This is a genomic window from Streptomyces sp. NPDC007929, assembly GCF_042959065.1.
Taxonomy (GTDB): Bacteria; Actinomycetota; Actinomycetes; order Streptomycetales; family Streptomycetaceae; genus Streptomyces.
Window position 1 is genome coordinate 563,171 of sequence record NZ_JBIBKD010000001.1, and the last position, 22,478, is coordinate 585,648.

Below are 22,478 nucleotides of genomic sequence, written 5' to 3' on the forward strand. Positions count from 1 at the left end.
CACCTGCCAGGCCGCGTCTGAAAAGCCGCCCCGTCCGTGCCCGGCCTTCGCGTTGGCGCGAGGCACCTGCCAGGCCGCGTCTGAAAAGCCGCCCCGTCCGTGCCCGGCCTTCGCGTTGGCGCGAGGCACCTGCCAGGCCGCGTCTGAAAAGCCGCCCCGCTCGTGCCCAGCCCCATGCCGCGCCCCGGGCCGATGCGCTTGCCACGCGCTCGCCGCTCGGTGCGGGCCGAGCCTGTCGGCTCGCGGTGTTTGCCGCCTGGCGCCGCTCGCACGCACGCGGGCCCCCGCCCCTGCTCTCCTCCGCCCGGCGCGCGCCCGGCGGACGCCCCCCTTGCTCCCGCCCCCCGACTGGCGCACGCTGTTCGTATGGGTGCGCGGGAGGGCCCTACGCTCATCAACTCCGTGCAGCGGGCCATGCGGCTGCTGGAGGCGGTGAGTGCGCACGAGAACGGCGCGCCGGCCAAGCAGCTGGCGCGGGAGACCGGGCTGCCTCTGGCCACCGCCTACCACCTGCTGCGCACGCTCGTGCACGACGGGTATGTGCGGAAGCTGGACGACGGCGGGTTCGTCCTCGGTGACAAGCTCCAGACGTTGCAGCGCACGGGGCGTGCGCAGGCACTGCTCAGCCGGGTCCGGCCCACCCTCGCCGCGCTGCGGGACGAGCTGGCGACGGCCGCGTACCTGACCTTCTACGAGGACGGCGAGATCAGGGTCGCCGAGATCGTCGACGGCCCCGGAACCCCTCGCGTCGATCTCTGGGTCGGCTTCGAGGACGCGGGCCACGCCACCGCGCTGGGCAAGTCCGTCCTGCGGGAGCTGGACGAAGAGGCCCGCCAGGACTACCTCTCCCGTCACCACCTCGCCGACCTCACCCCGCGGACGATCACCAGCCTCCCGGTGCTCCTCCAGCGGCTGGAGACCTCCCCGCTCGCCCCGGCCATCACGGACCTGGAGGAGTACGCCCTCGGCACGGTCTGCGTCGCCGTCCCGGTCTTCAGTGGGGACACCCTCGGCTCCCTCGGTGTCTCGCTCCCCTCGAACCGGCTCTCCCGGCTCCCGGAGATCCGTGAACGGCTGCTCCCGACCGCGAGCCGCGTGACCCGGACCCTCTCGCTCACTATCTGAAAATCCGCTTCTTGCCCGGACCTGGTCCCGACCAGTTTTCTGGATAAGTCAGACATTTCCGGGACGTGCCGCTGCGCACAGGTGAGGACTGCGGACATCGACATGAGCCAAGCCCGTAACCATGGCGTCGACCACCGGCCGGTACGGCCGTTCAGCAACCGAGTGGCCGGTCCCCGGGCTTCGGCCGTCAGGCGCGCCCTCGCACAGCTGGCTGTCGGAACCCCCGTCCTGCCCGTCGTCCTCGTCGTCCTCGTCGTGTCCGCCGACGTCGCCGGCGGAGCCGGGATGATCTGGCTGCCCCTGCTGGCGGCCGGCCCCGCCCTGGCCGCCACGACCAACGGGCCGCACGGCGTCGCATGCGTCGGCCTCCTCGCCGTGGCGCTCGCCGCGACCCTGGGGGTCCAGGACGGCGTACCGGGCCGGGAACTGATCGCCGTACTGACGGCCCTGGCCGCCGTCACCCTCGCGAGCGGCCTGGCCAGCGCCCTGCGCGGGCGCCGGGAACGCGTGCTCGCCGCCGTCCGCTCGGTCGCGGAGACTGCCCAGCACGCACTGCTCAGGCCGGTGCCCTCGACCGTGGGCCCGTTCCAGGTCGCCGTGCGCTACAGCGCCGCCGCGGCGGAGGCCCGTATCGGCGGCGACCTGTACGCGCTGATACCCACCCCGCACGGAGTGCGGCTGATCGTCGGCGACGTACGCGGCAAGGGGCTGCCCGCCGTCGGAACCGCGGCGCTGGTGGTCGGTGTCTTCCGCGAGGCCGCCCACGACGAAGCCGACCTCCTCGCCGTGGTCGACAGGATCGAACGCAGCCTCGCCCGCAACCTCGGCCACGACGACTTCGTCACCGCCGTCGTCGCCGGATACCCCCCGGGAGGGCGTCTGGAGGTCGTGAACTGCGGGCACACGCCCCCGCTGCTGGTGCGGGCCTCGGGAGAGGTGACGCCGGTCGAGCCCGACCTGCCGTCCCCGCCCCTCGGGCTGCGCGCCCTCGCGGGTCAGACGCCAGGACTCCAGGAACTCCCGTTCACCGAAGGCGACCAGCTCCTGCTGTACACCGACGGTGTCACCGAGGCCCGCGATCACGGCCGGGCCTTCTACCCGCTGGCCGAAGGGCTCCAGCGGCACGTGACCCACGAGCCGGCCCGCACGCTCGACGCCCTGCACGACGAACTGCTGGCCCATGTGGGCGGCCGGCTGCACGACGACGCGGCGCTGCTGCTGATCCGCAAGCCGGTCCCGTACGAGGCACCCGCGGTGCCCGAGGCGCCCGGGGTGCCCGTCCCGGCGCCGGTCGCCGGGGCGCGGTGCTGCTCCTGATCGCCGCGCCTACGCCTCGCGCAGGTCCTTGACCCGCCTGAGCTTGCCGAGGGAGCGCTCCAGCGTCTCCGGCTCGACGATCACCACCTCGGCGGTGATGCCGACGCCGTCCTTGACCGCCTTCGCGATCGCCGAGGCCGCGGCGTCACGCTGCCCGGGCCCGGTGCCGGGGCGGGACTCGACCCGCACCGTCATGTGGTCCATGCGGCCGCGCCGGGTCAGCTGGATCTGGAAGTGCGGGGCGACACCGGGCGTACGCAGCACGATCTCCTCGATCTGGCTGGGGAAGACGTTCACCCCGCGCAGGATGATCATGTCGTCGCAGCGGCCGGTGATCTTCTCGATACGGCGGAACGCCGGCCGGGCCGTGCCGGGCAGCAGCCGGGTCAGATCGCGGGTGCGGTAGCGGACGACGGGCAGGGCCTCCTTGGTCAGGGACGTGAAGACCAGCTCACCCTCCTCGCCCTCGGGCAGCACCTCACCCGTGACCGGGTCGACGACCTCGGGGTAGAAGTGGTCCTCCCACACGTGCAGTCCGTCCTTGGTCTCCACGCACTCCTGGGCGACACCCGGCCCGATCACCTCGGACAGGCCGTATATGTCGACGGCGTGGATGTCCATCCGCTCCTCGATCTCACGGCGCATCTCCTCCGTCCACGGCTCGGCGCCGAAGACGCCCACCCGCAGACTGCTCGCGCGCGGGTCGAGGCCCTGGCGCTCGAACTCGTCGAGCAGGGTGAGCATGTAGGACGGGGTGACCATGATGATCTCGGGCCGGAAGTCCTGGATGATCTGCACCTGGCGCGCGGTCATGCCCCCGGAGGCCGGGATCACCAGACAACCGGCGCGCTCCGCGCCGTAGTGCGCGCCGAGACCGCCGGTGAACAGCCCGTACCCGTAGGAGATGTGCACCTTGTGGCCCGGGCGCCCGCCGGCGGCGCGGATCGAGCGGGCCACGAGGTCCGCCCACATAGACAGGTCGTTCTCCGTGTAGCCGACCACCGTGGGGCGGCCGGTGGTGCCGCTGGAGGCGTGCACGCGCCGCACCCGGTCCATGGGGACGGCGAACATGCCGAAGGGGTAGGTGTCCCTGAGGTCGGCCTTCGTGGTGAAGGGGAACCGGGCGAGGTCCTCGAGGGAGCGGCAGTCGTCGGGGGAGACCCCGGCCGCGTCGAACTTCTTCCGGTACGTCTCCACATTGTCGTAGGCGTGCCGCAGGCTGCGGCGCAGGCGGTCGAGCTGGAGCTCCCGCAGCTGCTCGCGCGTCAGGCGCTCGGTGTCGTCGAGCAGGTCGTGGGGGAGGGGCTCGCCGCGCCGCTGTCCGCCGGGGCGCGTGGCCCCGGAGGCCGTCGTCTCGCTGGTCATCTAGGACTCCTCCGGCCTCGTGCTCCTGATGCTCCGGCTGCGGCCCCGGAACTCGGCGATCACCTCGTCGCCCCGCCGTACGGTCACGTCGTAGAGGCCGCTGCGTCCGTACCGGGCGCGTTCCTCGGCCCGGGCGACGAGTTCGTCGCCCTCGTACGCGGGAGCCACGAAGGTGATGTCCGCGCCCGCCGCGACGGTCACCGGGCCGTGGCTGTTGCAGGCGCAGGCGAAGGCGCTGTCGGCGAGCAGGAAGACATAGCCGCCGTGGACGATGCCGTGGCCGTTCACCATCGCCGGGGTCACGGTCATCCACAGGGTGGCGATCCCCTCGCCCTGCTCCCGCAGCTCGATCCCCAGCCCGCGGGACGCCTCGTCCGCGGCGAACATCGCCTCCGCGGGCGGTACCGCCTCCGGGAGCGGCGTCACATCAGCGGGCGGCGTCACATCAGCGGTATGGGTCACTTCTCGCACCACCTCATGGACCGACCGAACATTCGGTTAGCTGGCTGTGTCATGTAATCCAGCCGCTCCGACGCCTGTCAAGGGTCCGGGACTTGCCCGAGGGGTCTTACCAAGGCGCGCCGGTGTGTCCTACGATGGACCGAACGAATGGTCGGTTGGGAAGTGGGACGGATGGATACGACACGCTCCAGCCCCGCGGGGACGGACGGCGCCGAGCCGGATCTCCAGCAGCACTTCGACGCGACGATCGCGCGGGACCAGCGGATCGAACCGCGCGACTGGATGCCGGAGGGCTACCGCAAGACACTGATCCGGCAGATCGCGCAGCACGCGCACTCGGAGATCATCGGCATGCAGCCCGAGGGCGAGTGGATCACCCGCGCGCCGTCGCTGCGCCGCAAGGCCATCCTGTTCGCCAAGGTCCAGGACGAGGCCGGGCACGGGCTGTACCTGTACTCGGCGGCGGAGACGCTGGGCGCCGACCGCGCGGACCTCACCGAGCGGCTGATCGAGGGCCGCCAGAAGTACTCGTCGATCTTCAACTACCCGACGCTGAGCTTCGCCGACGTCGGTGTGATCGGCTGGTTCGTGGACGGCGCCGCGATCTGCAACCAGGTGCCGCTGTGCCGCTCCTCCTACGGGCCGTACGCGCGCGCCATGGTACGGATCTGCAAGGAGGAGTCGTTCCACCAGCGGCAGGGCTTCGAACTGCTGATGACCATGATGCGCGGCACCCCGGAGCAGCGCGAGATGGTGCAGGACGCCGTCAACCGCTGGTGGTGGCCGTCGCTGATGATGTTCGGCCCGCCCGACGACGCCTCGCCCAACTCCGCGCGGTCCATGGCCTGGAAGATCAAGCGTCACAGCAACGACGAACTGCGCCAGCGCTTCGTCGACATGACCGTGCCCCAGGCCGAGAAGCTCGGCGTGACGCTCCCCGACCCGGAGCTGCGCTGGAACGAGGAGCGCGGCCGCCACGACTTCGGCACGCCCGACTGGGACGAGCTGATGCGGGTCATCAAGGGCGACGGCCCGTGCAACGACCAGCGGATGCGGCGGCGCCGCACGGCCCACGAGGAGGGCGCCTGGGTGCGCGAGGCGGCCACCGCCCACGCCGCCAAGCAGGCCGCCCGCGCGCAGAAGGGAGCGGTGGCATGACCGCCGGCAAGCAGGACTGGCCGCTGTACGAGGTGTTCGTGCGCGGCAAGCGCGGCCTGAACCACGTCCACGTGGGATCGCTGCACGCCGCCGACGACCGGATGGCCCTCACCCACGCCCGCGACCTGTACACCCGGCGCAACGAGGGCGTCTCGATCTGGGTCGTGCGCTCGGAGCACATCGCCGCCTCCACCCGCGACGAGAAGGACCCCTTCTTCGAGCCCAGCGCCGACAAGGTCTACCGCCACCCGACGTTCTACGACATCCCCGAAGACGTCCCGCACATCTGAAGGAGAGGGCATGAGCGACGACCACGTCTACCTGACCCTCGCCGAGGGACACGAGGACGACACCCGCTGGGCCTACGGCACCGGCTTCGAGGACCCCCTGCACGGCGTCGACACCACCGTCCCCGACGACGTGGACGCCGGTGAACTGGCCGCCCTCTGCGTCACCCTGGCCGACGACGCCCTCGTCGCCGCCCAGCGGCTGGCCGAGTGGACCACCCGCGCCCCCGAGCTGGAGGAGGAGGTGGCGCTGGCCAACATCGGGCTCGACCTGCTCGGCCAGGCCCGGCTGCTCTACTCACGCGCGGGCCAGGCCGACGGCACCGGCCGCGACGAGGACGCCTACGCCTACTTCCGCGACGCCGGCGACTTCCGCAACGTACGCCTTGCCGAACTCCCGGGCGGCGACTTCGCGTTCTCGATCGTGCGGCTGCTGGTGTTCGCCACCTGGCGCCTCGCGCACTTCGAGCGGCTCACCGCACACCGCGACCCGGTGCTCGCGGCCATCGCCGCCAAGGGCGTGAAGGAACTGGCCTACCACCGTCAGTACGCCGCCGAGTGGGCCGTGCGCCTGGGCGACGGCACCGAGGAGTCGCACTGCCGGATGCGCAGGGCACAGGAGCAGGTCGCGCCCTACCTGGGCGAGCTGTTCACGGCGTACGACGTCCGGGACGAGGTCGTCGCGGTCCTCCGCCAGGTCACCGAGGCGGCAGGGCTGCCCATGCCCGTCTACCGCCCGCTGCCCGGCTCGGGGCGCGCCGGGGAGCACACCGAGCATCTCGCCCCGCTGCTCGCCGAGTTGCAGGGAGTGGCCCGCGCCCACCCGGAGGCGACATGGTGACGGTACTCCTGGACGAGCGACGGGCCCGGCGCATCGCCGAGCAGGTGCCCGACCCCGAACTGCCCATGCTCACCCTGGCCGACCTCGGAGTGCTGCGCGAGGTGAGCCTGGGCCCGGACGGCACGGTGGTCGCGAGCCTCACCCCGACCTACTCGGGCTGCCCGGCGATGGCGGAGATGCGCGCCGGTGTGGCCGCCCGGCTGCGCGAGGCGGGATACGCGCGCGTGGAGATCCGCACCGTCCTCGACCCGCCCTGGAGCAGCGACTGGATCACGGCGGACGGCCGGCGCAAGCTCGCCGAGCACGGCATCGCCCCGCCCGGCGCCGCACCCGCGCGCGCCGCCGGCCCGGTCCCGCTCGTGCTGTCGCCGACCCGTCGCTCCGTGCCCTGCCCCCGGTGCGGTCACCCCGACACCGAGGAGACCTCCCGCTTCGGCGCCACGTCCTGCAAGTCCCTGTGGCGCTGCCTCGCCTGCCGCGAGCCGTTCGAGTACGTCAAGGAGATCTGATGGAGGACCTGATGGACCCGGCCCCCGCCCCGGCGCCGCGCCCGCGTGCCCGCCGACGTCCGGTCTTCCACTCCCTGCGGGTCGCCGCCGTGCAGCCGCTGTGCGAGGACGCGGTGGCCGTGAGCTTCGACATCCCGGCCGAGCTGGCCGAGGAGTTCGCCTTCGCGCCCGGCCAGTCCCTCACCCTGCGCCGCGACATCGACGGCCGCGACGAGCGCCGCTCCTACTCGATCTGCGCCCCCGCGGGCACGGCCCCGCGCATCGGAGTCCGTGTCGTGCCGGGCGGCCTGTTCTCCTCCTGGCTGGTGTGTGACGTGCGCCCCGGTGACACCGTCGAGGTGATGGCCCCCACCGGCGCCTTCACCCCCGACCTCACCACCCACGGCCACCACGTCCTGATCGCCGCAGGCTCCGGCATCACCCCCATGGTCTCCATCGCCGAGTCCATCCTGGCCGCCGACTCCCGTTCGCGCGTCACCCTCCTCTACGGCAACCGCCGCACCGGCACGGTGATGTTCGCCGACGAACTCGCCGACCTGAAGGACCTCTACCCGACGCGCTTCCAGCTCGCCCACGTCCTGTCCCGCGAGCCCCGCGAGGCCGAGGTGCTCTCCGGCCGTCTCGACACCGAGCGGCTCTCCGCCCTCGTCGACGCCCTGGTCGACGTGGAGTCGGCCGACCACTGGTGGCTGTGCGGCCCGCACGGCATGGTCCGCGCCGCCCAGGAGGTCCTCACCGGCCTCGGCGTGCCCGCCGACCGCGTCCACCAGGAGCTGTTCTACGCCGACGACGAGCCCGTCCGCGAGGTCCACCACACCGAGACCGGCCCCACCGGCCCGGTCAGCCAGGTCACCGTCACCCTCGACGGCCGCTCCACCACCTCGGCCCTGCCGCGCGAACGGAGCATCCTCGAAGGTGTCCAGCAGACCCGCCCCGACCTCCCCTTCGCCTGCAAGGGCGGGGTCTGCGGCACCTGCCGGGCCCTGGTCACCGACGGCAAGGCCGACATGCGCCGCAACTTCGCCCTGGAACCCTCCGAGGTCGACGCCGGCTACGTCCTCACCTGCCAGTCGTTCCCGGTCTCCGAGGAGCTGACAGTGGACTTCGACACCTGATCCCCGGACCCCGGGCCGAGTCCGCGCCCGGCGTCGAGCGTTACAGGGGGTGCGGTCCGCGGTCGGTGCGCAGTACCCGCAACGCCGTGAGGGCCACGTGCAGTTCGGTGCGGCGGTCGCCGGATTCGAGGTCGGTGTCGAGGAGGCGTTCGATGGTGCGCAGGCGCTGGTACATGGTCTCCCTGGACAGGCCGCCGCGACGGGCCGCCGTCGTCTTGTTGCCCGCGGCGTCGAGGTAGTGGCCCAGGGTGGTCAGCAGGTCCGTGCCGTGCCGGGTGTCGTGGTCGACGAGCCGGCTCAGGCGCCGTTCCGTGTAGTCCTGGATCCGGATGTCCTCGCGCAGCGCGTACAGCAGCCGGCGCAGGTCGATGTCCGGCAGCTCGTGGAAGGAGCGGTCCGCGGGCGGGGACTGGCCGGGCGGGGTGGCCTCTATCACCCGGGCCGCCTCCCGGAAGGAACGCGCGGTGTCCGCGAGGTCCGCCACCGCCGAACCGACGCCGACGATCGCCTGCGGGGCCAGAGCCAGCGCGGTGCGGCTCAGCCGTTCGGCAACGGGCCGCCAGGGCTGCTCGGGGCGCAGGGCCAGCAGGACGCCGAGGCGGCCGGGGGAGAGCTCGCCGACCAGGGCCGCAACCCCGGCCGATCTCAGCTCCCGGTGCAGCCGGGCCTCCGGGTCCGCGTCCTGCCCGCCGGGGCCCGGATCCACGAGGATCGCCAGGAAGACACCGGCCTCCGCGGGCAGGCCCAGCGCGGCGCAGCGGGCGCGGACGTCCTCGGCGGAGTGGTGGCGCTGCTCCGCCAGCTCCCGCAGGACGGTGCGGTGGGCCGTGTGCTCCCACGGCGTGGTGTGGATGAGCCGGGCCACGGTCAGGGCCATCGCCGTCCGCTCCAGGACGGTGATGTGCTCAGGACCGGACACCGGCCCGTCGACGGGCAGCATGGCCAGCCGCCCCCAGCGTTCCCCCTGGTAGGAGACGGGCGCGGTGAGCCACCCCTCCGGGCCGCTCACCTCGGTGCGGTCGCCGGGCTGGGCCGCCCGCGAGCGCCGCTCCCAGTCCCCGAGCGCCTCCTCCACCGTGCTCCCCGACGGCTCGCAGATCAGGGCCTGGTGCACCAGGTTCTCCAGTACGACCGTCCGGCCGCTCAGCTCCGCCGCCGCGCGCACCACGTCCTGCGGCCCCGCCCCGCGCAGCGTCAGAGCCGTGAACGCCTCGTGGATCCGCTGCGTCCGCCGCATCGCCTCGGCCTGGTTGCCGAGGATCAGCGCGTGCACGACCTGGGTGACCTCCAGGAAGTTGACGTCCCGGGCGAGGGTGACCAGGGGGAGCCCCCGGGCCCGGCAGGACTGCACGAGGGCGTCGGGCGGCCGGTGGTAGCGCCGTACGAGTTCGATGACCAGGGCGGCGGCGCCCACCGCGGTGAGTTCGTCGACGTACCGGCGCACCCCCGCGGCGTCCTCGGGCAGTGGCATGCCGGTGGTCAGGACCAGCTCGCCGCCCTTGAGGAAGGAGGCCGGGTCGGTCAGCTCGGTGATGTGCACCCAGCGCACCGGCCGGTCCAGCTGAGCCAGCCCGGTGACGACCTGCGGCTGTCCGGCGGCCAGGACCGGCAGGGCCAGGACGTCGGCGAGGGTGGGTGCGCGACCTGCCGTACCGGGGTCGCGGCCGGCCGTCGGGGGGTGCTGGTCCACGGTGCCTCCCTGCGTGCCCGGTCACTCTGTCAAGCGCGGCTGACCTGTGCAAGGGATGCCCACGGGTGGGACAGGGGGTGCCTGAGGGGGCTGCCGGTTGACACAACGTCCGAACCACGGGTTCCTTCACATGAAGGAATGAATGAGTCTTCATGTGTTCCTGTATGGTGAGGCGGAACGCGCCCCCGCCAGAAGGACCCCGATGACCTCCACGCTCACGCCGCAGCCGGTCGACCGGGCGAAGCCCGCGCACACCGGCACGCCGGCCCGGCGGCGTACCCGCGTCCTCGCCCTCCCCGAGGCGCGCTGGGCCGCAGCCGCCACCGTCCTCTTCCTGCTCGCGCTGCCCCTGCAACTGACCGGCGCCCCCGCCTGGACATGGGGGCCGCTGTACGCGCTGTCGTACGTCACGGGCGGCTGGGAGCCGGGATGGGAGGGGCTCAAGGCACTCAAGGACCGCACGCTCGACGTCGACCTGCTGATGGTCGTCGCCGCGCTGGGTGCCGCCGCGATGGGGCAGCTCATGGACGGCGCGCTGCTCATCGTCATCTTCGCCACCTCGGGTGCGCTGGAGGCCCTGGCCACGGCCCGCACCGCCGACTCCGTCCGGGGGTTGCTCGACCTGGCCCCCGCCACGGCCACCCGCCTGAACCCCGATGGCGGTGAACAGGCGGTATCCGTCGAGGAGTTGACGGTCGGTGACCTCGTCCTCGTGCGGCCCGGGGAGCGCGTCGGCGCCGACGGCCGGGTGCTGGACGGGGCGAGCGAGGTGGACCAGGCCACCATCACCGGCGAGCCGCTGCCGGTGCCGAAGCAGCGGGGCGACGAGGTGTTCGCGGGCACCCTCAACGGCACCGGCGCGCTGCGCGTCCGGGTCGAGCGGGACGCGTCCGACTCGGTGATCGCCCGTATCGTCCGCATGGTGCAGGAGGCGTCCGAGACCAAGGCGCCCACGCAGCTGTTCATCGAGAAGGTCGAACAGCGCTACTCACTGGGCATGGTGGCCGCGACCCTGGCCGTCTTCCTGGTGCCGCTCGCCTTCGGCGCACAGCTCACCGACGCGCTGCCCCGCGCCATGACGTTCATGATCGTCGCCTCCCCGTGCGCGGTCGTGCTGGCCACCATGCCGCCCCTGCTGTCGGCCATCGCCAACGCGGGGCGGCACGGTGTGTTGGTGAAGTCGGCCGTGGTGATGGAACGGCTCGGCCAGGTGGACGCGGTCGCCCTGGACAAGACCGGCACCCTCACCGAGGGGAGCCCGCGCGTCACCGATGTCCGGCCGCTGCCCGGCTCCGGCCTGGACGAGGGGGAGTTGCTGACCCTGGCGGCCGCCGCCGAGCGGCCCAGTGAGCACCCGCTGGCCCGGTCGGTGGTGGAAGCGGCCCACGAGCGCGGCCTCGACCTGCCCGACGCGCGGGACTTCACGTCCGCGCCCGGCGTGGGAGTCACCGCCGTCGTCGACACCCGGACGGTCACGGTGGGCGCACCGGCCCGACTGCTGGCCACCGCGGACGGCACGGCCGCGGAACCGGCGGAGGCCAACAGCACCGCCGCAAAGCCGTCGGAGGCCATGCGCTCGGCCGCAAAGCTGCCGCAGTCCGGCCGCGCGCCCGCGGTAGAGCCGCCCGGCCGCTCGGCCGCCGAACCGCCGGAGGCCAACCGCACCGCCGCGAAGCCGCCGGAGGCGAACCGCTCGGCAGTGAAGCCGGAGGTCTGCAACCGCTCGGCCGCGGAACCGACGGAGTCGCACCGCACCGCCGCAAAGCCGTCGGAGGCCGACCGCACAGCCACAAAGCCGACGGAGTCGCACCGCAGCGTCGTGGAGCTCACCGTCTCCGAGCTGGAGGAGGCCGGCCGTACCGCTGTCCTGGTCGTCGTCGACGGTGTCCCCGTCGGGCTGCTCGGCATCGCCGACCGGCTGCGTCCGGACGCGGCCGCCACGGTCGCCTCCCTCGCCCGGCTCACCGGAAGCGCCCCGGTGCTCCTCACCGGCGACAACCCCCGCGCCGCCGCGCGCCTCGCCGCCGAGGCGGGTGTCGAGGACGTCCGGGCAGGGCTGTTGCCGCAGGACAAGCTGGACGCCGTCCGGGAGCTGGAGAGCGCGGGACGCAAGGTGCTGGTCGTCGGGGACGGCGTCAACGACGCACCCGCCCTGGCCGCCGCGCACACCGGGATCGCCATGGGCCGGGCCGGCTCCGACCTGGCCCTGGAGACGGCGGACGCCGTCATCGTGCGCGACGAACTCACCGCGGTCCCCGCCACCGTCGCCCTGTCCCGCCGCGCCCGCACGCTGGTCGTGCAGAACCTGGTGATCGCCGGGGCGTTCATCGCCGGACTGGTCGTCTGGGACCTGGCCGGTGACCTGCCCCTGCCGTTGGGCGTCGCGGGCCACGAGGGCTCCACGGTCCTGGTCGGCCTGAATGGGCTGCGGCTGCTGAGGGAGGGGGCCTGGCAGCGGGCCACCGCCGGGCAGGGCGGCTGACTCAGCGCACCGGCGGGGGGCCGCTGCTGGCCCGCGTCACCAGGTCCACGGGCACGAGCGAGTCGGCGCGGGGCGGCCCGCCCGGGCCGTCGATCCGGTCCAGCAGGAGACGCAGCGAACGGGTGCCGATCTCCGCGAAGTCGGTGCGGACGGTGGTCAGGGGCGGCAGGAAGTGCGCCGCCTCGGGGATGTCGTCGTAGCCGACGACGCTGACGTCCCCGGGGACGGACCGCCCCGACTCGTGCAGCGCGTGCAGCAGGCCGAGCGCCATCTGGTCGTTGGAGGCGAACACCGCCGTCACCTCCGGGCGTCGGGCGAGCCGACGGCCCAGTTCATAGCCGGAGTCGGCGCTCCAGTCGCCGACGAGGGGGTCCGGCACGGTCGCGCCAGAGGCCCGGAGTGTCGCACGCCAGCTCGTCAGCCGGTGGTCGGCGGAGGTCCAGCCGGCCGGGCCCGCGATGTGCCACACGGTGGTGTGGCCCAGGCCGAGGAGGTGCTCGGTTGCCTTGCGGGCACCGGTGCGGGAATCGCCGGTGACCAGGGGAGTGCTCTCGCCCAGCGGACTCTCCAGCACCACCAGGGGGGTGCCGAGACCGGTCGTCTCCGCCAGGGCCCGGCCCACCCACAGCTGCGGCGCGATCGCGATCACGCCGTCCGCGCCCTCGGCCGACAGCCGGTTCACGGCCTCGACGACGGTGGCACGGTCGGCGGTGTCGAGGGCGATGGAGCTGACGAGGTAACCGGCCTCCTGGGCGGCGGTGTTGATCGCGGTGAGGATCGAGGCCGGCCCGTACCGGGCGGCGTCGAAGGAGATCACGCCGAGCATCCGGGTCCTGCCGCTGGCCAGGGACCGCGCGCTGCGGCTGGGCCGGTAGCCGAGCGTTTGCATGGCCTGCGAGACCGCCTCGCGCGTCTCGGGACGGACGGCCGGATGGTCGTTGAGCACCCGTGACACGGTCTGCTTGGAGACGCCGGCCATCCGGGCCACGTCGGCCATCACCGGCCGGGCCCCGGCGAAGTTGCGCCTGCTGCGGCCCTTGGGAACGGGACCGTCGGGGGCGCTCGGTGTCATGGCGGGTGATCCTCGATGTCGGTACGGCGGTGCTGAACCCGCCCGGCAGGAGCACAGCATAGGCCGGGCGGGTGCTCGCGGCGTCTCAGCCGGTCGTCACGCTCCAGCGGCGTGTGACCACCCATGCCGCGTCCAGTACACGCGCCTCCCGCCAGGCGTCACCCGAGCGCCCCGGCACGTGCACGGGCGCGTCCTCGTGCAGTGGCAGCACCCGCAGCCGAAGCCCCCGCGCGCGCAGCGCCCCGGCCGGCAGCCGGTCCAGGCCGATGTCCCAGACCCGCCCCGAGCAGAACTGGTCGGCGACCAGGACGTCCCCCACGTAGGCCCGTGCCAGGTCCCCCGTCCAGCGCAGCCGCAGCAGCACACCCTCGGGGGTCCGGAGCAGGTCCTCCGGTATGTCGACCCGGTACGCGGCGGCCCCCGCCTCGATGTCCTCCTCGCGCGGCACGCCCGCCCGGCCCCGCACCCCGGTCACCGGGAGGGGCGCCCGGCCGGCCGGGCGGACGCGCGTGACCGTCGCCGTGGTGGTGGCGGGACGCCCGGTCTCGATCGTCCAGCGCGTGAACACCCCGTCCGCGCTCCGCCGCACCTGGGCCCCCTCCACCACCAGGGCGGCATCCGGTGCGGGCAGCACCGCGAACGACGGCCGGGCCGCCGGACTGTGCAGCCGCACCTGGTCACGGCTCTCGTCGAAGACGACACCGTCCCCGCACAGCACCAGCCGCTCGGCGCCCCAGGCCCGGCCCCGGTAGACGGTACGGGCCGTCGCCGCGTCCAGCACCAGCAGGCCGACGCGTGAACCGCCGGCCGTCTCCACCTCGACCAGGGCGTCGGTTCCGGGCCGTACCCCGCCGACCAGGACCCGCCCGGCGACCGGTGTGATCTCCCCGGACGGCACCGTCACGGACGCCACCGTGTCGGCGTCCAGGGCGAGTTCGGGCGCGATGCCGTCGGTCGCGGCCAGCACCAGGACCGTACGGCCGTCCGCCTCGACGGTGCACACGGGCTGGGCCGTGGCCCAGTCCAGCCGCAGACCGGCCACGTCCAGCCGCAGCGGCCAGCAGAAGTACGCGCCGGAGGGGACGGTGACGGGAGTGCTCGGCAGGCTCAGCGAGGGCGCGTGCGGGAAGTCGATCGTGAAGTGCGTGCCGGGGTGGTCCGGCAGCGGCTCGTGCGGCTGGTGGTTGGTCACGAACAGCAAGCCCGAGGTGCCGTCGGTGCGCACCGCCCAGCGCAGGGTGTCCCGGTCGTGCTGCCCGCTCGGCGACTGCTCGGGCAGCACGGACCGCATGGGCGCGATCCGGTGTCCCTGGTCGGCCAGCAGCAGGTGCTGGAGGCGCAGTTCGTGGTAAGAGGGCCGCACCTGTCCGTACTCGCCTAGCGGGGCCTGGAAGTCGTAGGTCAGGACGGGCAGGTCGTTGGGGCAGCCGGTGGCGTGCGACTCCTGGAGGGAGGTCAGCTCGCCGGGCGGGTTCGTACCGCCGTGGAACATGTAGTAGCCCTGCCACACCGACCCGCAGCCGATCTTCGTCAGCCCGAGGGCGCCGACGTCGGCGGCCTCCACCCGGGGCCGCCGGTGGTAGGCCACCGCCATGCCGCCGCCCAACTCACAGGTGGCCCAGGGGAATCGGTCGGCACCGGCACCGGCACCGGCACCGGTGTCCGGTGGGCCCGTGGGCCGCAGATCGGCGCCGATCGCTTCGTCATCGCGCTGGTGGGTGAAGAAGAAGTGCTTGCGGCAGGTGTCGGGCCAGCCCCCGTCGGCCTCCGTCCAGAAGGCCTCCGGGTAGCCGCCGTACAGCGGAAACAACTCCTCGCCCGGGAGCCGGACCCCGCCCCACGCGGTCGATGTCCAGAGCGGCGCGCTCAGTCCGGCCTCCTGGGCCATGCGCTTGAGCGTGCGCAGGTGGCCGGGCCGGTCGTAGAGCTCGTTCTCGATCTGGATCGCCACGACCGGGCCGCCGCTCGCCCGCTCAAGGCCCCGCAGCTGCCCCGCGATCCGCGCGAACCAGGCGCGTACGGGTGACAGATAGGCCGGGTCGTCGGTGCGCGGTGCGCGCGTCCGGGCCAGGAGCCAGTCGGGCAGCCCGCCGTTGCGTACCTCCGCGTGGGACCAGGGGCCGATCCTGGGGATGAAGTCCAGTCCGTGGCGGGCGCACAGCTCGGCGAACCGTCTGAGGTCGCGGTCGCCGTCGAACCGGACCCGGCCCTCGACCTCCTCGTGGTGGATCCAGATGACGTAGGAGGCGACGGCGCTCACCCCGCCCGCCTTCATCTTCAGCAGCTCCTCCTCCCAGTCCCCGTTCGGGTAGCGGGAATAGTGGAACTCGCCGGAGACCGGGAACCAGGGGCGGCCTCCCCTGGTCAGGCAGCGGCCGGTGACCTCGATCGGGTCGGGCACACCGGGCGCGTCCGCGAAGGGCAGGGGGCCGCCCGGCGGGGGAGCGGCAGGCGGGGGAACGCGCAGCAGACGCGTCACCATGTGTTCTCCGGGCCGAGGTCGGGGGTGTCGGTGAGCAGGGCACGGGTGGCGGTGGCGGCGCGCAGCTCCAGCAGGACGAGCTCGTTGGAGCCCGTACGCAGCACCGGGGCGGGAACGTACAGCGTGCGCTGCGGGCCGTCGGACGTCGTCGTCAGGGCGGGCATGGGGAGGCTTCCCTTCTGGAGAGGGGCGGTTCGGTCAGCGGGCGCGGGTGGCGCGGACCAGCCAGAGCGTGGCGGTCAGGCACAGCGCCGACACCCCGCACAGCAGGAGCGGGACGGCGCGGACCCCGGACCATTCGATGGCCTTGCCCAGCGCGGGCCCCGCGGCGACACCGCCGACCAGGGAGGCCGCGATCACCAGGGCACCGGCCCGCCGGGCCCGCGGGGCGGCGCGGTTGAGCCAGGGCAGCCCGGTGGGGAAGATCGGCGCGATGAACAGACCGACACCGGCGTACGCCCAGGGCGCGAGCGCCGGGACGGTCGCGGCCAGCAGACACACCGTCATGCCCGCGCAGGAGACGGTGATGATGGCCTGGGCGGAGAAGCGCAGCGCGAGCGGGGCGGCCAGGAAGCGGCCGACGGTCATCATCAGCCAGTACACGGAGGTCGCGGTGGCGGCCACCCCCGCGGTGTACCCGACGGTCTCCAGGTGCGTGGGCTCCCAGCCGCCGACACCGGCCTCGACGCCGACGTGCAGCACATAGAGGACGACGAACACCGCGAGCACGGAGCCGAGGCTCCGCCCGAGGACGGTCCCGCCGCCGCTCTCGTCCCCGGCCGGTGCGGGCGCCTGGCTCCGCACGCCCCGCAGGCACAGCAGCAGCGGCAGGTTGGCGAGCGCGAAGGCGAGGAAGACGGCCGGGTAGTGCTCGGAGCCGACCGCGCCGATCACGGCGGGACCGAGGACGGCGCCGATCCCGAAGTGCGCGTTGAGGATGTTCAGCATCGCCGTCGAACGGTGGCCGAAGCCCACGGCGAACAGCTGGTTGAGGCCGTAGTCGATACCGCCGAAGCCGAGCCCGGCGAGGAGGGCGGCCGCCAGGGCGGTGGGCCAGTCGGGCGCCAGCGCGAAACCGGCCGCGCCCACGGCCATCAGCAGATACGAGCCGCCGAGGAGGCGCCGGTTGCCGATCCGGCCGTAGAGGCGGTCGAACAGCAGCACCCCGGCTACCCCGCCCACGAAGTGCGCGCTCAGCCCCAGCCCCGCCGCTGAGGGCGAGAGTCCGAACTCCGCGCGCAGCGCCGGGATCGCCGGACCGTACAGGGCCTGCAACACCCCGATGAGCACGAAGCCCACGCAGGAGGCGACCACGGCGGCCCTGCTGAACACGGGGCCGGGGGGTGCGGGGGAGAGGCGGGCAACGTGCTCTTCGATCACGCGGACTCCGGAGGACGGGCCACCGTGGGGTGGGCGGAGGGCACAGTCGCTTGCGGAAGGATCGGACGCCTACGGGAGGATCAGACGCCTACGGGAGGATCAGACGCCTACGGGAGGATCAGACGCCTGATGTTACCGGTAACATCAGAGTCGTCAACATCCCCCGGCGACCCCGGCACCCCGGCCCTCACAAGATCTCCCCCGCGCCCCCACCAACCCCGAAGATCCACCAGGGTTGCCCCGTGCCCGTTCGGGTACGCGAGCAGGACCGCACCCGGGCGGATCATGCCCGGGCGCGCCGCACGACCGCCGCTACCAGGGAATCTGCCATGGAGACACCCGCGAACGACCCCACGCCCACGCCCGCCCAGCGGGCTTTGGACGTCCTCGCCGAGAACACCGAGGACACGGCGGCTCTGGACGCGCTCGCCAACAGCGACGTGCTCATCCCCGTGCCCGACGACGCCAACGACTCCGACGCCGCCAATCCCTCGGCGGTGGCGCTGCCGGTGCTGGAGCAGCCGGGCGGCGAACCGGTGGTGCCTGTGTTCACCTCCGAGGTGGAGATGGCCGGACTGCTGCCGTTCGTCTCCCGCTACCGCCTGGTGCCCCTCGGCGCCCTCGCCGCGCAGTGGCCCGCCGACGACCTGTCGCTCACCATCGACGGCAGCTCGGAGCACCGCCTGACACTGACCTCGGAGGGAGTCCGTACCCTGCTGGCACGCTAGGCCCTAGCGGGGCGACCGACCCGATCCGGGCCTGGGCGGCTCTCCGCCCAGCGTCCGGGACAGGGCTGCCCGCTGCAACGGCAGCACCCGCTCGTGCAGATCACGGCCCCTGGGCGTCAGGGAGACCCATACTCCGCGCCGGTCCTCCGCGCACACGGACCGCGTCGCCAGCCCGTCCTTCTCCAGCCGGGCGATCAGCCGCGACAGCGCGCTCTGGCTGAGGTGGACCCGGCCCACCAGGTTCTGCACCCGGCACTGCTCGCCCTCGTCGGGCGCGGCGGTCGCGAGCATGTCCAGGACCTCGAAGTCGGAGGCGCCGAGACCGTGCGGATGCAGCGCCCGGTCGATCTCGCACATCGTGCGCGCGTGCGCCGACAGGATGTCGCGCCACCGATCCTCTAGCTGCCCACCAGCCGTTTTCGACGCCATAGGGGAACGGTAACACCGGTCCAGGGTTCAATGACCGTGCATGCAGTATGGGCTCCGAACCCCCCGAGGCGCCGCTCGCGGCTCCCTCCGAACCCCTACGTCGACTCCCGCTTGACCAGCTCCGTCGGCAGGATCACCGTGGCCGGATCCTCACCCCCGATCTGCGCGAGCAGCACCCGCACCATCTCGTTGCTGATGCGGTCCCACGGCTGCCGGATCGTCGTCAGCTCGGGGCTGGACGCCACGGCCGCCGGCGAGTCGTCGAACCCGCCGACCGCCACGTCCTGCGGCACCCGCCGCCCGGCCCGTTGCAGGGCCGCGAGGACGCCCTGCGCCATCAGGTCGGAGGCCACGAACACCGCGTCGATGTCCCCGGCCCGCGCCAGCAGTCGCTCGGCAGCCGCCTCCCCGCTCGCCCGGCCGTAGTCACCGGAGACGACCAGCCGCTCGTCGAACTCCAGGCCCGCTTCGGCGAGCACCTCTCGGTAACCGGCCAGACGCTCGACACCACCGGGCGTGTCCAGCGGACCGGTCACCGTGCCCACCCGCCGCCGCCCGAGCGACAGCAGGTGGCGCACCATGTCCCGGGCCCCGTCCCGGTCGTCGGCGGCCACGTAACTCACCTTGGAGGTCAGCCCGATCGGCTTCCCGCACGCGACCAGCGGCACCCCCGCCTCACGCAACCGCTCGACGACCGGATCACCGGAGTGGCTGGAGACCAGCAGCACGCCGTCGACGTGCCCGGCCGTGATGTACCGGGTGATGCGCCGCCGTTCGTCCTCGGTGCCCGCCAGCATCAGCAGCAGCGAAATGTCGTGCGCGCCCAGCGCCTGGGTGCAGCCGCGCAACAGGACGTTGAAGTTGGGGTCCTCGAAGAACCGCTCCTGCGGCTCCGTGAGCAGGAAGCCGATCGAGTCGGACCGCCCGGTGATCAGGGACCGGGCGTGCCGGTTGACCACGTAACCCGTCCTGCGGATGGCGGCGTCGACCGCCTCCTGGGCGGCCGGACTGACGTAGTGGCCACCGTTCAGCACGCGTGAGACGGTGCCGCGCGAGACCCCCGCCTCGCGGGCCACGTCATGGATCGTGGGCGGCCTGCGCCTGCCTCCCGCAGCGTTCATGGTCATGACTTTACGGCTCCGGGGAGCGGATCCGGACTCCAGGCCGGGGTGTTGGCGCCCGGCTCCAGCAACGTGAACAGGCCGAGCGTGATCGGAACTTCTCGTCTCCGGATGAAGATCCGCCAGAGGTTGTCACGGGGCGGCGGCGCTTCGTGTACGGCGTGGATCTCTCCCTGACGCGGGGTACCGCCTGCTGCGAACACCCGCCATGCGTCTGTGAGCGTTCACAGGAGAGGAACCTTCTAGACCCTTGCCAGTGGTTGATGCTGTGGGGTTATGTTGGCCTCCGCGCCGGGGCCGGCGTGTGTGTACGTTCCCACATCGTCGATCGACCGGGAGACCATCCATGCCGGAGACCACCCCCAGGGGCCTCACCAGGCTCGCCTTCGGTGGGGACTACAACCCCGAGCAGTGGCCGGAAAGCGTCTGGCAGGAGGACGTCCGGCTGATGCGGGAGGCCGGCGTCACCCTGGTGAGCGTCGGGATCTTCTCCTGGGCCCTGCTGGAGCCCGCACCCGGTCGTTACGACTTCGGCTGGCTCGACCGGCTCCTGGACCTGCTGCACGAGCACGGCATCCGCGTCGACCTCGGCACCCCCACCGTCGTACCGCCCGTCTGGTTCTACCGGGCCCACCCCGAGGCACTGCCGGTGACCGCCGAGGGCGTGCGCTACGAGTTCGGCTCCCGGGCGGCCATCTGCCACAGCAACACCGACTACCGCGAGGCCGCGGCGTCCATCACACACCGGCTCGCCGAGCGCTACGGCGACCACCCCGCGCTGGCGATGTGGCACGTCCACAACGAGTACGGCGTCCCGGTCTCCGCCTGCTACTGCGCGTCCTGCGCCGCCCACTTCCGCCGCTGGCTGGCCGCCGTGTACGGCACGGTCGACGCGGTCAACGAGGCCTGGGGCACGGCCTTCTGGGGCCAGCGCTACGGCGACCTGGAGGACATCAACCCGCCCCGGCTCACCCCGGCGGCCGTCAACCCCGCCCAGGCGCTGGACTACAAGCGGTTCGCCGACGCCACCATGCGTGAGAACTTCGTGGCGGAGCGGGACATCCTGCACCGCCTCTCGCCGGGCGTCCCGGTCACCACCAACTTCATGACGGCGCTGAGCCAGTGCGACTCCGTCGACTACTGGGCCTGGGGCCGCGAGGTCGACCTCGTCACCAACGACCACTACCTGATCACCGACGGCCGCCGCACCCACGTCAATCTGGCGATGGCCGCCGACCTCACCCGCTCCGTCGCGGGCGGCGCCCCCTGGCTGCTGCTGGAGCACTCCACCTCGGGTGTCAACTGGCAGCTCCGCAACCCGGCCAAGGCTCCCGGCCAGATGGCACGCAACTCCCTCGCCCATGTGGCGCGCGGCTCCGAGGGCGCCCTGTTCTTCCAGTGGCGCCAGTCCCGGCGCGGCGCCGAGAAGTTCCACTCGGCGATGGTCCCGCACGGCGGCACCGACACCCGCGTATGGCGCGAGGTCGTCGAACTCGGCGCCTCGATCGAGGCGTTGAGCGAGATCCGCGGCACCCGCACCGAGGCCGACGTGGCCGTGCTGTGGGACTGGCACTCCTGGTGGGCGCAGAACCTCGACTGGCGCCCCAGCGTCGACCACGAGGCCCGCGAGCGCGCCGACGCCTTCTACGAGGCCCTCTACGACCGCCATCTCACCGTCGACTTCGCCCACCCGGAAGCCGACTTGTCGAGCTATCCCCTTGTCGTCGTACCGGCCCTGTACCTCATGTCGGAGGCGGCCGGGCGCAATCTGAAGACGTACGTCGAGAGCGGCGGCACGCTCGTCGTCTCCTACTTCTCGGGCATCGTCGACGAGCACGACGCCGTCCACGAGGGCGCCTACCCGGGCCCGCTGCGGGACGTCCTCGGCCTCACCGTCGAGGAGTTCTCCCCGCTGCTGCCCGGCGAACGGGTGCGCGTCACCGGCCCGGACGGCACCGAGCTGGCCGCCGACGTATGGACGGAGTTCGTGGTGCCGCGCGGTGCCGAGACCGTCCTGAGCTACGCCGACGGCCTCACCGCCGGGCTGCCCGCCGTCACCCGGCACCGCCTCGGCGAGGGCACCGCCTGGTACGTCTCCACCCGGCTCGGCGCCGACGGCCTCGACGCGCTGCTCGGCCGGGCGGGCGAGGACGCCCGGCTCGCCCCGCGCGCCGATCTGCCCCGAGACGTCGAAGTGGTCCGCCGCACCGGCACGTCGGGCACCTACCTGTTCGCGCTCAACCACACCGGCTCGGACGTCAAGGTGCCGCTGGAGTCCGCCGGCACCGAGCTGCTGACCGGCGAACCCGCCGCGGGCCGCCTTGCCGTCCCGGCCGGAGCCGTCCGGGTCGTCCGGCTCGACGGCTGAACCGGCCGACATGGCCCTCCAGGTCCTCGCCGGGGGCGGTGACCTGGAGGGCACCCGCTGGTGGGTTCGACAGCGCCCGCTCCCACGGCGTGCAGTCCCACGCGATCGGCCTGTCCTTCCACGGCTACTGGCACGGCTCCCTCGCGGGAGGGGCCCGGCAGGGCAGTTCGGTATCGGTCAACGATGCCGAAGCCCGGACGCGGCGGCGTCGGCTGCGAGACAGTGGGAAGACTCGGTGAGAGGGCGAAGCCGCGAGGCAGGGGCACGACATGCTGAGGACACCCACGGACGAGACGCGGCTGCGCATCCTGACCTGGCTGAAGGAACCCGGTCCCGCGGCGGACGGTGTCACCGCGGACGCCGTCGCCGAGCGGTTCTCGCTGCCGCGCCAGGTCGCCGTCACCCATCTGCGGCTGCTGGAGGCCACCGGCATGGTGCGCACCAGCAGGTCCGCCGGCCGGGTGCGCTACCACCGCGACGACATCCGGATCGCCGAGGTCGCGCGGATGTTCGAGAAGGGCTGGTAGGCGCCCCGATAGACCGGTGA

At 73.0% G+C, this 22,478-nt stretch carries 20 protein-coding genes and 1 pseudogene; 11 read left to right on the forward strand and 10 right to left on the reverse strand.

The annotated features are described in order from the left end of the window. Positions 1–366: 366 nt before the first annotated feature. Positions 367–1,125: an IclR family transcriptional regulator C-terminal domain-containing protein gene (locus ACFZDE_RS02540; RefSeq protein WP_391196704.1), complete on the forward strand. Its 759-nt coding sequence runs from the start codon at positions 367–369 to the stop codon at positions 1,123–1,125. A gap of 102 nt (positions 1,126–1,227) precedes the next feature. Beyond that, positions 1,228–2,442 (forward strand): SpoIIE family protein phosphatase, encoded by a 1,215-nt coding sequence (locus ACFZDE_RS02545; RefSeq protein WP_391196706.1) that lies wholly within the window; start codon positions 1,228–1,230, stop codon positions 2,440–2,442. 9 nt (positions 2,443–2,451) lie between these two features. Here ACFZDE_RS02545 and paaK read toward each other — a convergent pair whose 3' ends face one another. Then, the gene (gene paaK, locus ACFZDE_RS02550; RefSeq protein ID WP_391196707.1) at positions 2,452–3,807 is read right to left on the reverse strand and encodes a phenylacetate--CoA ligase PaaK; all 1,356 of its coding nucleotides are present in this window, start codon (positions 3,805–3,807) and stop codon (positions 2,452–2,454) included. Further along, positions 3,808–4,194 (reverse strand): hydroxyphenylacetyl-CoA thioesterase PaaI, encoded by a 387-nt coding sequence (gene paaI, locus ACFZDE_RS02555; protein ID WP_391197430.1) that lies wholly within the window; start codon positions 4,192–4,194, stop codon positions 3,808–3,810. It lies immediately after the preceding gene. A 246-nt stretch (positions 4,195–4,440) separates the two neighbouring features. Between paaI and paaA the strand changes: the two genes are divergently transcribed. The 5 genes from paaA to paaE are packed head-to-tail and all read left to right on the forward strand — an operon-like array spanning position 4,441 to position 8,179. After that, a complete protein-coding gene (gene paaA / locus ACFZDE_RS02560) occupies positions 4,441–5,427 on the forward strand; it encodes a 1,2-phenylacetyl-CoA epoxidase subunit PaaA (protein WP_390990886.1) in 987 nt (328 codons plus the stop codon). Then, complete coding sequence (gene paaB / locus ACFZDE_RS02565; protein WP_031109574.1) at positions 5,424–5,717, forward strand: 1,2-phenylacetyl-CoA epoxidase subunit PaaB; 294 nt, start codon at positions 5,424–5,426, stop codon at positions 5,715–5,717. Before paaA ends, paaB begins: the two co-directional genes overlap by 4 nt. A 10-nt stretch (positions 5,718–5,727) precedes the next feature. Continuing rightward, positions 5,728–6,555: a 1,2-phenylacetyl-CoA epoxidase subunit PaaC gene (gene paaC / locus ACFZDE_RS02570; protein ID WP_391196711.1), complete on the forward strand. Its 828-nt coding sequence runs from the start codon at positions 5,728–5,730 to the stop codon at positions 6,553–6,555. Further along, positions 6,549–7,064 (forward strand): 1,2-phenylacetyl-CoA epoxidase subunit PaaD, encoded by a 516-nt coding sequence (gene paaD / locus ACFZDE_RS02575; protein WP_391196714.1) that lies wholly within the window; start codon positions 6,549–6,551, stop codon positions 7,062–7,064. The genes paaC and paaD overlap by 7 nt, the downstream gene beginning before the upstream one ends. After that, on the forward strand, positions 7,064–8,179 hold the full coding sequence (paaE, locus tag ACFZDE_RS02580; protein WP_391196717.1) for a 1,2-phenylacetyl-CoA epoxidase subunit PaaE: 1,116 nt from the start codon (positions 7,064–7,066) through the stop codon (positions 8,177–8,179). Before paaD ends, paaE begins: the two co-directional genes overlap by 1 nt. 40 nt (positions 8,180–8,219) lie before the next feature. Here paaE and ACFZDE_RS02585 read toward each other — a convergent pair whose 3' ends face one another. Then, entirely contained in the window at positions 8,220–9,869 is a 1,650-nt protein-coding gene (locus tag ACFZDE_RS02585) for a PucR family transcriptional regulator ligand-binding domain-containing protein (protein ID WP_391196719.1), read from the reverse strand. Between the two features lie 202 nt (positions 9,870–10,071). Here ACFZDE_RS02585 and ACFZDE_RS02590 point away from each other — a divergent pair, with 202 nt between their 5' ends. Further along, complete coding sequence (locus ACFZDE_RS02590) at positions 10,072–12,351, forward strand: heavy metal translocating P-type ATPase (RefSeq protein ID WP_391196722.1); 2,280 nt, start codon at positions 10,072–10,074, stop codon at positions 12,349–12,351. 1 nt (position 12,352) lies between these two features. Here the strand turns inward: ACFZDE_RS02590 and ACFZDE_RS02595 are convergent, their stop codons facing one another. The 4 genes from ACFZDE_RS02595 to ACFZDE_RS02610 all read right to left on the reverse strand — a co-directional run bounded on the left by ACFZDE_RS02595 (position 12,353) and on the right by ACFZDE_RS02610 (position 17,237). Further along, positions 12,353–13,423, reverse strand: coding sequence for a substrate-binding domain-containing protein (locus ACFZDE_RS02595; RefSeq protein ID WP_391196725.1), 1,071 nt, complete (start codon positions 13,421–13,423; stop codon positions 12,353–12,355). A gap of 85 nt (positions 13,424–13,508) precedes the next feature. Then, positions 13,509–15,905 (reverse strand): beta-galactosidase, encoded by a 2,397-nt coding sequence (locus tag ACFZDE_RS02600; protein WP_391196728.1) that lies wholly within the window; start codon positions 15,903–15,905, stop codon positions 13,509–13,511. Further along, complete coding sequence (locus tag ACFZDE_RS02605; protein WP_391197496.1) at positions 15,899–16,069, reverse strand: hypothetical protein; 171 nt, start codon at positions 16,067–16,069, stop codon at positions 15,899–15,901. The genes ACFZDE_RS02600 and ACFZDE_RS02605 overlap by 7 nt, the downstream gene beginning before the upstream one ends. Positions 16,070–16,103: 34 nt before the next feature. Then, positions 16,104–17,237, reverse strand: coding sequence for an MFS transporter (locus ACFZDE_RS02610; protein ID WP_391197432.1), 1,134 nt, complete (start codon positions 17,235–17,237; stop codon positions 16,104–16,106). Positions 17,238–17,614: 377 nt separating this feature from the next. On the opposite strand from ACFZDE_RS02610, the gene ACFZDE_RS02615 reads away from it, so the two are divergent. Further along, on the forward strand, positions 17,615–18,013 hold the full coding sequence (locus ACFZDE_RS02615; RefSeq protein WP_030844525.1) for an SseB family protein: 399 nt from the start codon (positions 17,615–17,617) through the stop codon (positions 18,011–18,013). 3 nt (positions 18,014–18,016) lie between these two features. On the opposite strand, the gene ACFZDE_RS02620 is transcribed toward ACFZDE_RS02615, so the two are convergent. From ACFZDE_RS02620 to ACFZDE_RS02630, 3 genes and pseudogenes are all read right to left on the reverse strand, one after another. Continuing rightward, positions 18,017–18,442, reverse strand: a complete 426-nt coding sequence (locus tag ACFZDE_RS02620; protein ID WP_391196730.1) for a MarR family transcriptional regulator — start codon at positions 18,440–18,442, stop codon at positions 18,017–18,019. Between the two features lie 95 nt (positions 18,443–18,537). Continuing rightward, positions 18,538–19,569, reverse strand: a complete 1,032-nt coding sequence (locus tag ACFZDE_RS02625) for a substrate-binding domain-containing protein (protein ID WP_391196733.1) — start codon at positions 19,567–19,569, stop codon at positions 18,538–18,540. Further along, positions 19,566–19,658 (reverse strand): annotated as a pseudogene (locus ACFZDE_RS02630) (carbohydrate ABC transporter permease); the annotation flags it as partial. The gene ACFZDE_RS02625 and the pseudogene ACFZDE_RS02630, both read right to left, overlap by 4 nt. Positions 19,659–19,909: 251 nt before the next feature. Between ACFZDE_RS02630 and ACFZDE_RS02635 the strand changes: the two are divergent. Both ACFZDE_RS02635 and ACFZDE_RS02640 read left to right on the forward strand, forming a co-directional pair. Next, positions 19,910–21,931: a beta-galactosidase gene (locus ACFZDE_RS02635; protein WP_391196735.1), complete on the forward strand. Its 2,022-nt coding sequence runs from the start codon at positions 19,910–19,912 to the stop codon at positions 21,929–21,931. Between the two features lie 269 nt (positions 21,932–22,200). Continuing rightward, positions 22,201–22,458, forward strand: a complete 258-nt coding sequence (locus tag ACFZDE_RS02640) for a helix-turn-helix domain-containing protein (protein WP_390990849.1) — start codon at positions 22,201–22,203, stop codon at positions 22,456–22,458. The last annotated feature ends 20 nt before the right edge of the window (positions 22,459–22,478 follow it).

Excerpts from the sequence above, each read along its gene's own strand:
- paaA (WP_390990886.1), top strand. The coding sequence starts at position 4,441 with ATGGATACGACACGCTCCAGCCCCGCGGGGACGGACGGCGCCGAGCCG.
- ACFZDE_RS02635 (WP_391196735.1), top strand. The coding sequence starts at position 19,910 with ATGCCGGAGACCACCCCCAGGGGCCTCACCAGGCTCGCCTTCGGTGGG.
- ACFZDE_RS02605 (WP_391197496.1), bottom strand. The coding sequence starts at position 16,069 with ATGCCCGCCCTGACGACGACGTCCGACGGCCCGCAGCGCACGCTGTAC.
- paaD (WP_391196714.1), top strand. The coding sequence starts at position 6,549 with ATGGTGACGGTACTCCTGGACGAGCGACGGGCCCGGCGCATCGCCGAG.
- ACFZDE_RS02625 (WP_391196733.1), bottom strand. The coding sequence starts at position 19,569 with ATGACCATGAACGCTGCGGGAGGCAGGCGCAGGCCGCCCACGATCCAT.
- ACFZDE_RS02590 (WP_391196722.1), top strand. The coding sequence starts at position 10,072 with ATGACCTCCACGCTCACGCCGCAGCCGGTCGACCGGGCGAAGCCCGCG.
- ACFZDE_RS02615 (WP_030844525.1), top strand. The coding sequence starts at position 17,615 with ATGGAGACACCCGCGAACGACCCCACGCCCACGCCCGCCCAGCGGGCT.
- ACFZDE_RS02640 (WP_390990849.1), top strand. The coding sequence starts at position 22,201 with ATGCTGAGGACACCCACGGACGAGACGCGGCTGCGCATCCTGACCTGG.
- ACFZDE_RS02600 (WP_391196728.1), bottom strand. The coding sequence starts at position 15,905 with ATGGTGACGCGTCTGCTGCGCGTTCCCCCGCCTGCCGCTCCCCCGCCG.
- paaE (WP_391196717.1), top strand. The coding sequence starts at position 7,064 with ATGGAGGACCTGATGGACCCGGCCCCCGCCCCGGCGCCGCGCCCGCGT.
- paaB (WP_031109574.1), top strand. The coding sequence starts at position 5,424 with ATGACCGCCGGCAAGCAGGACTGGCCGCTGTACGAGGTGTTCGTGCGC.
- ACFZDE_RS02545 (WP_391196706.1), top strand. The coding sequence starts at position 1,228 with ATGAGCCAAGCCCGTAACCATGGCGTCGACCACCGGCCGGTACGGCCG.
- paaK (WP_391196707.1), bottom strand. The coding sequence starts at position 3,807 with ATGACCAGCGAGACGACGGCCTCCGGGGCCACGCGCCCCGGCGGACAG.
- ACFZDE_RS02620 (WP_391196730.1), bottom strand. The coding sequence starts at position 18,442 with ATGGCGTCGAAAACGGCTGGTGGGCAGCTAGAGGATCGGTGGCGCGAC.
- ACFZDE_RS02540 (WP_391196704.1), top strand. The coding sequence starts at position 367 with ATGGGTGCGCGGGAGGGCCCTACGCTCATCAACTCCGTGCAGCGGGCC.
- paaC (WP_391196711.1), top strand. The coding sequence starts at position 5,728 with ATGAGCGACGACCACGTCTACCTGACCCTCGCCGAGGGACACGAGGAC.
- ACFZDE_RS02595 (WP_391196725.1), bottom strand. The coding sequence starts at position 13,423 with ATGACACCGAGCGCCCCCGACGGTCCCGTTCCCAAGGGCCGCAGCAGG.
- paaI (WP_391197430.1), bottom strand. The coding sequence starts at position 4,194 with ATGTTCGCCGCGGACGAGGCGTCCCGCGGGCTGGGGATCGAGCTGCGG.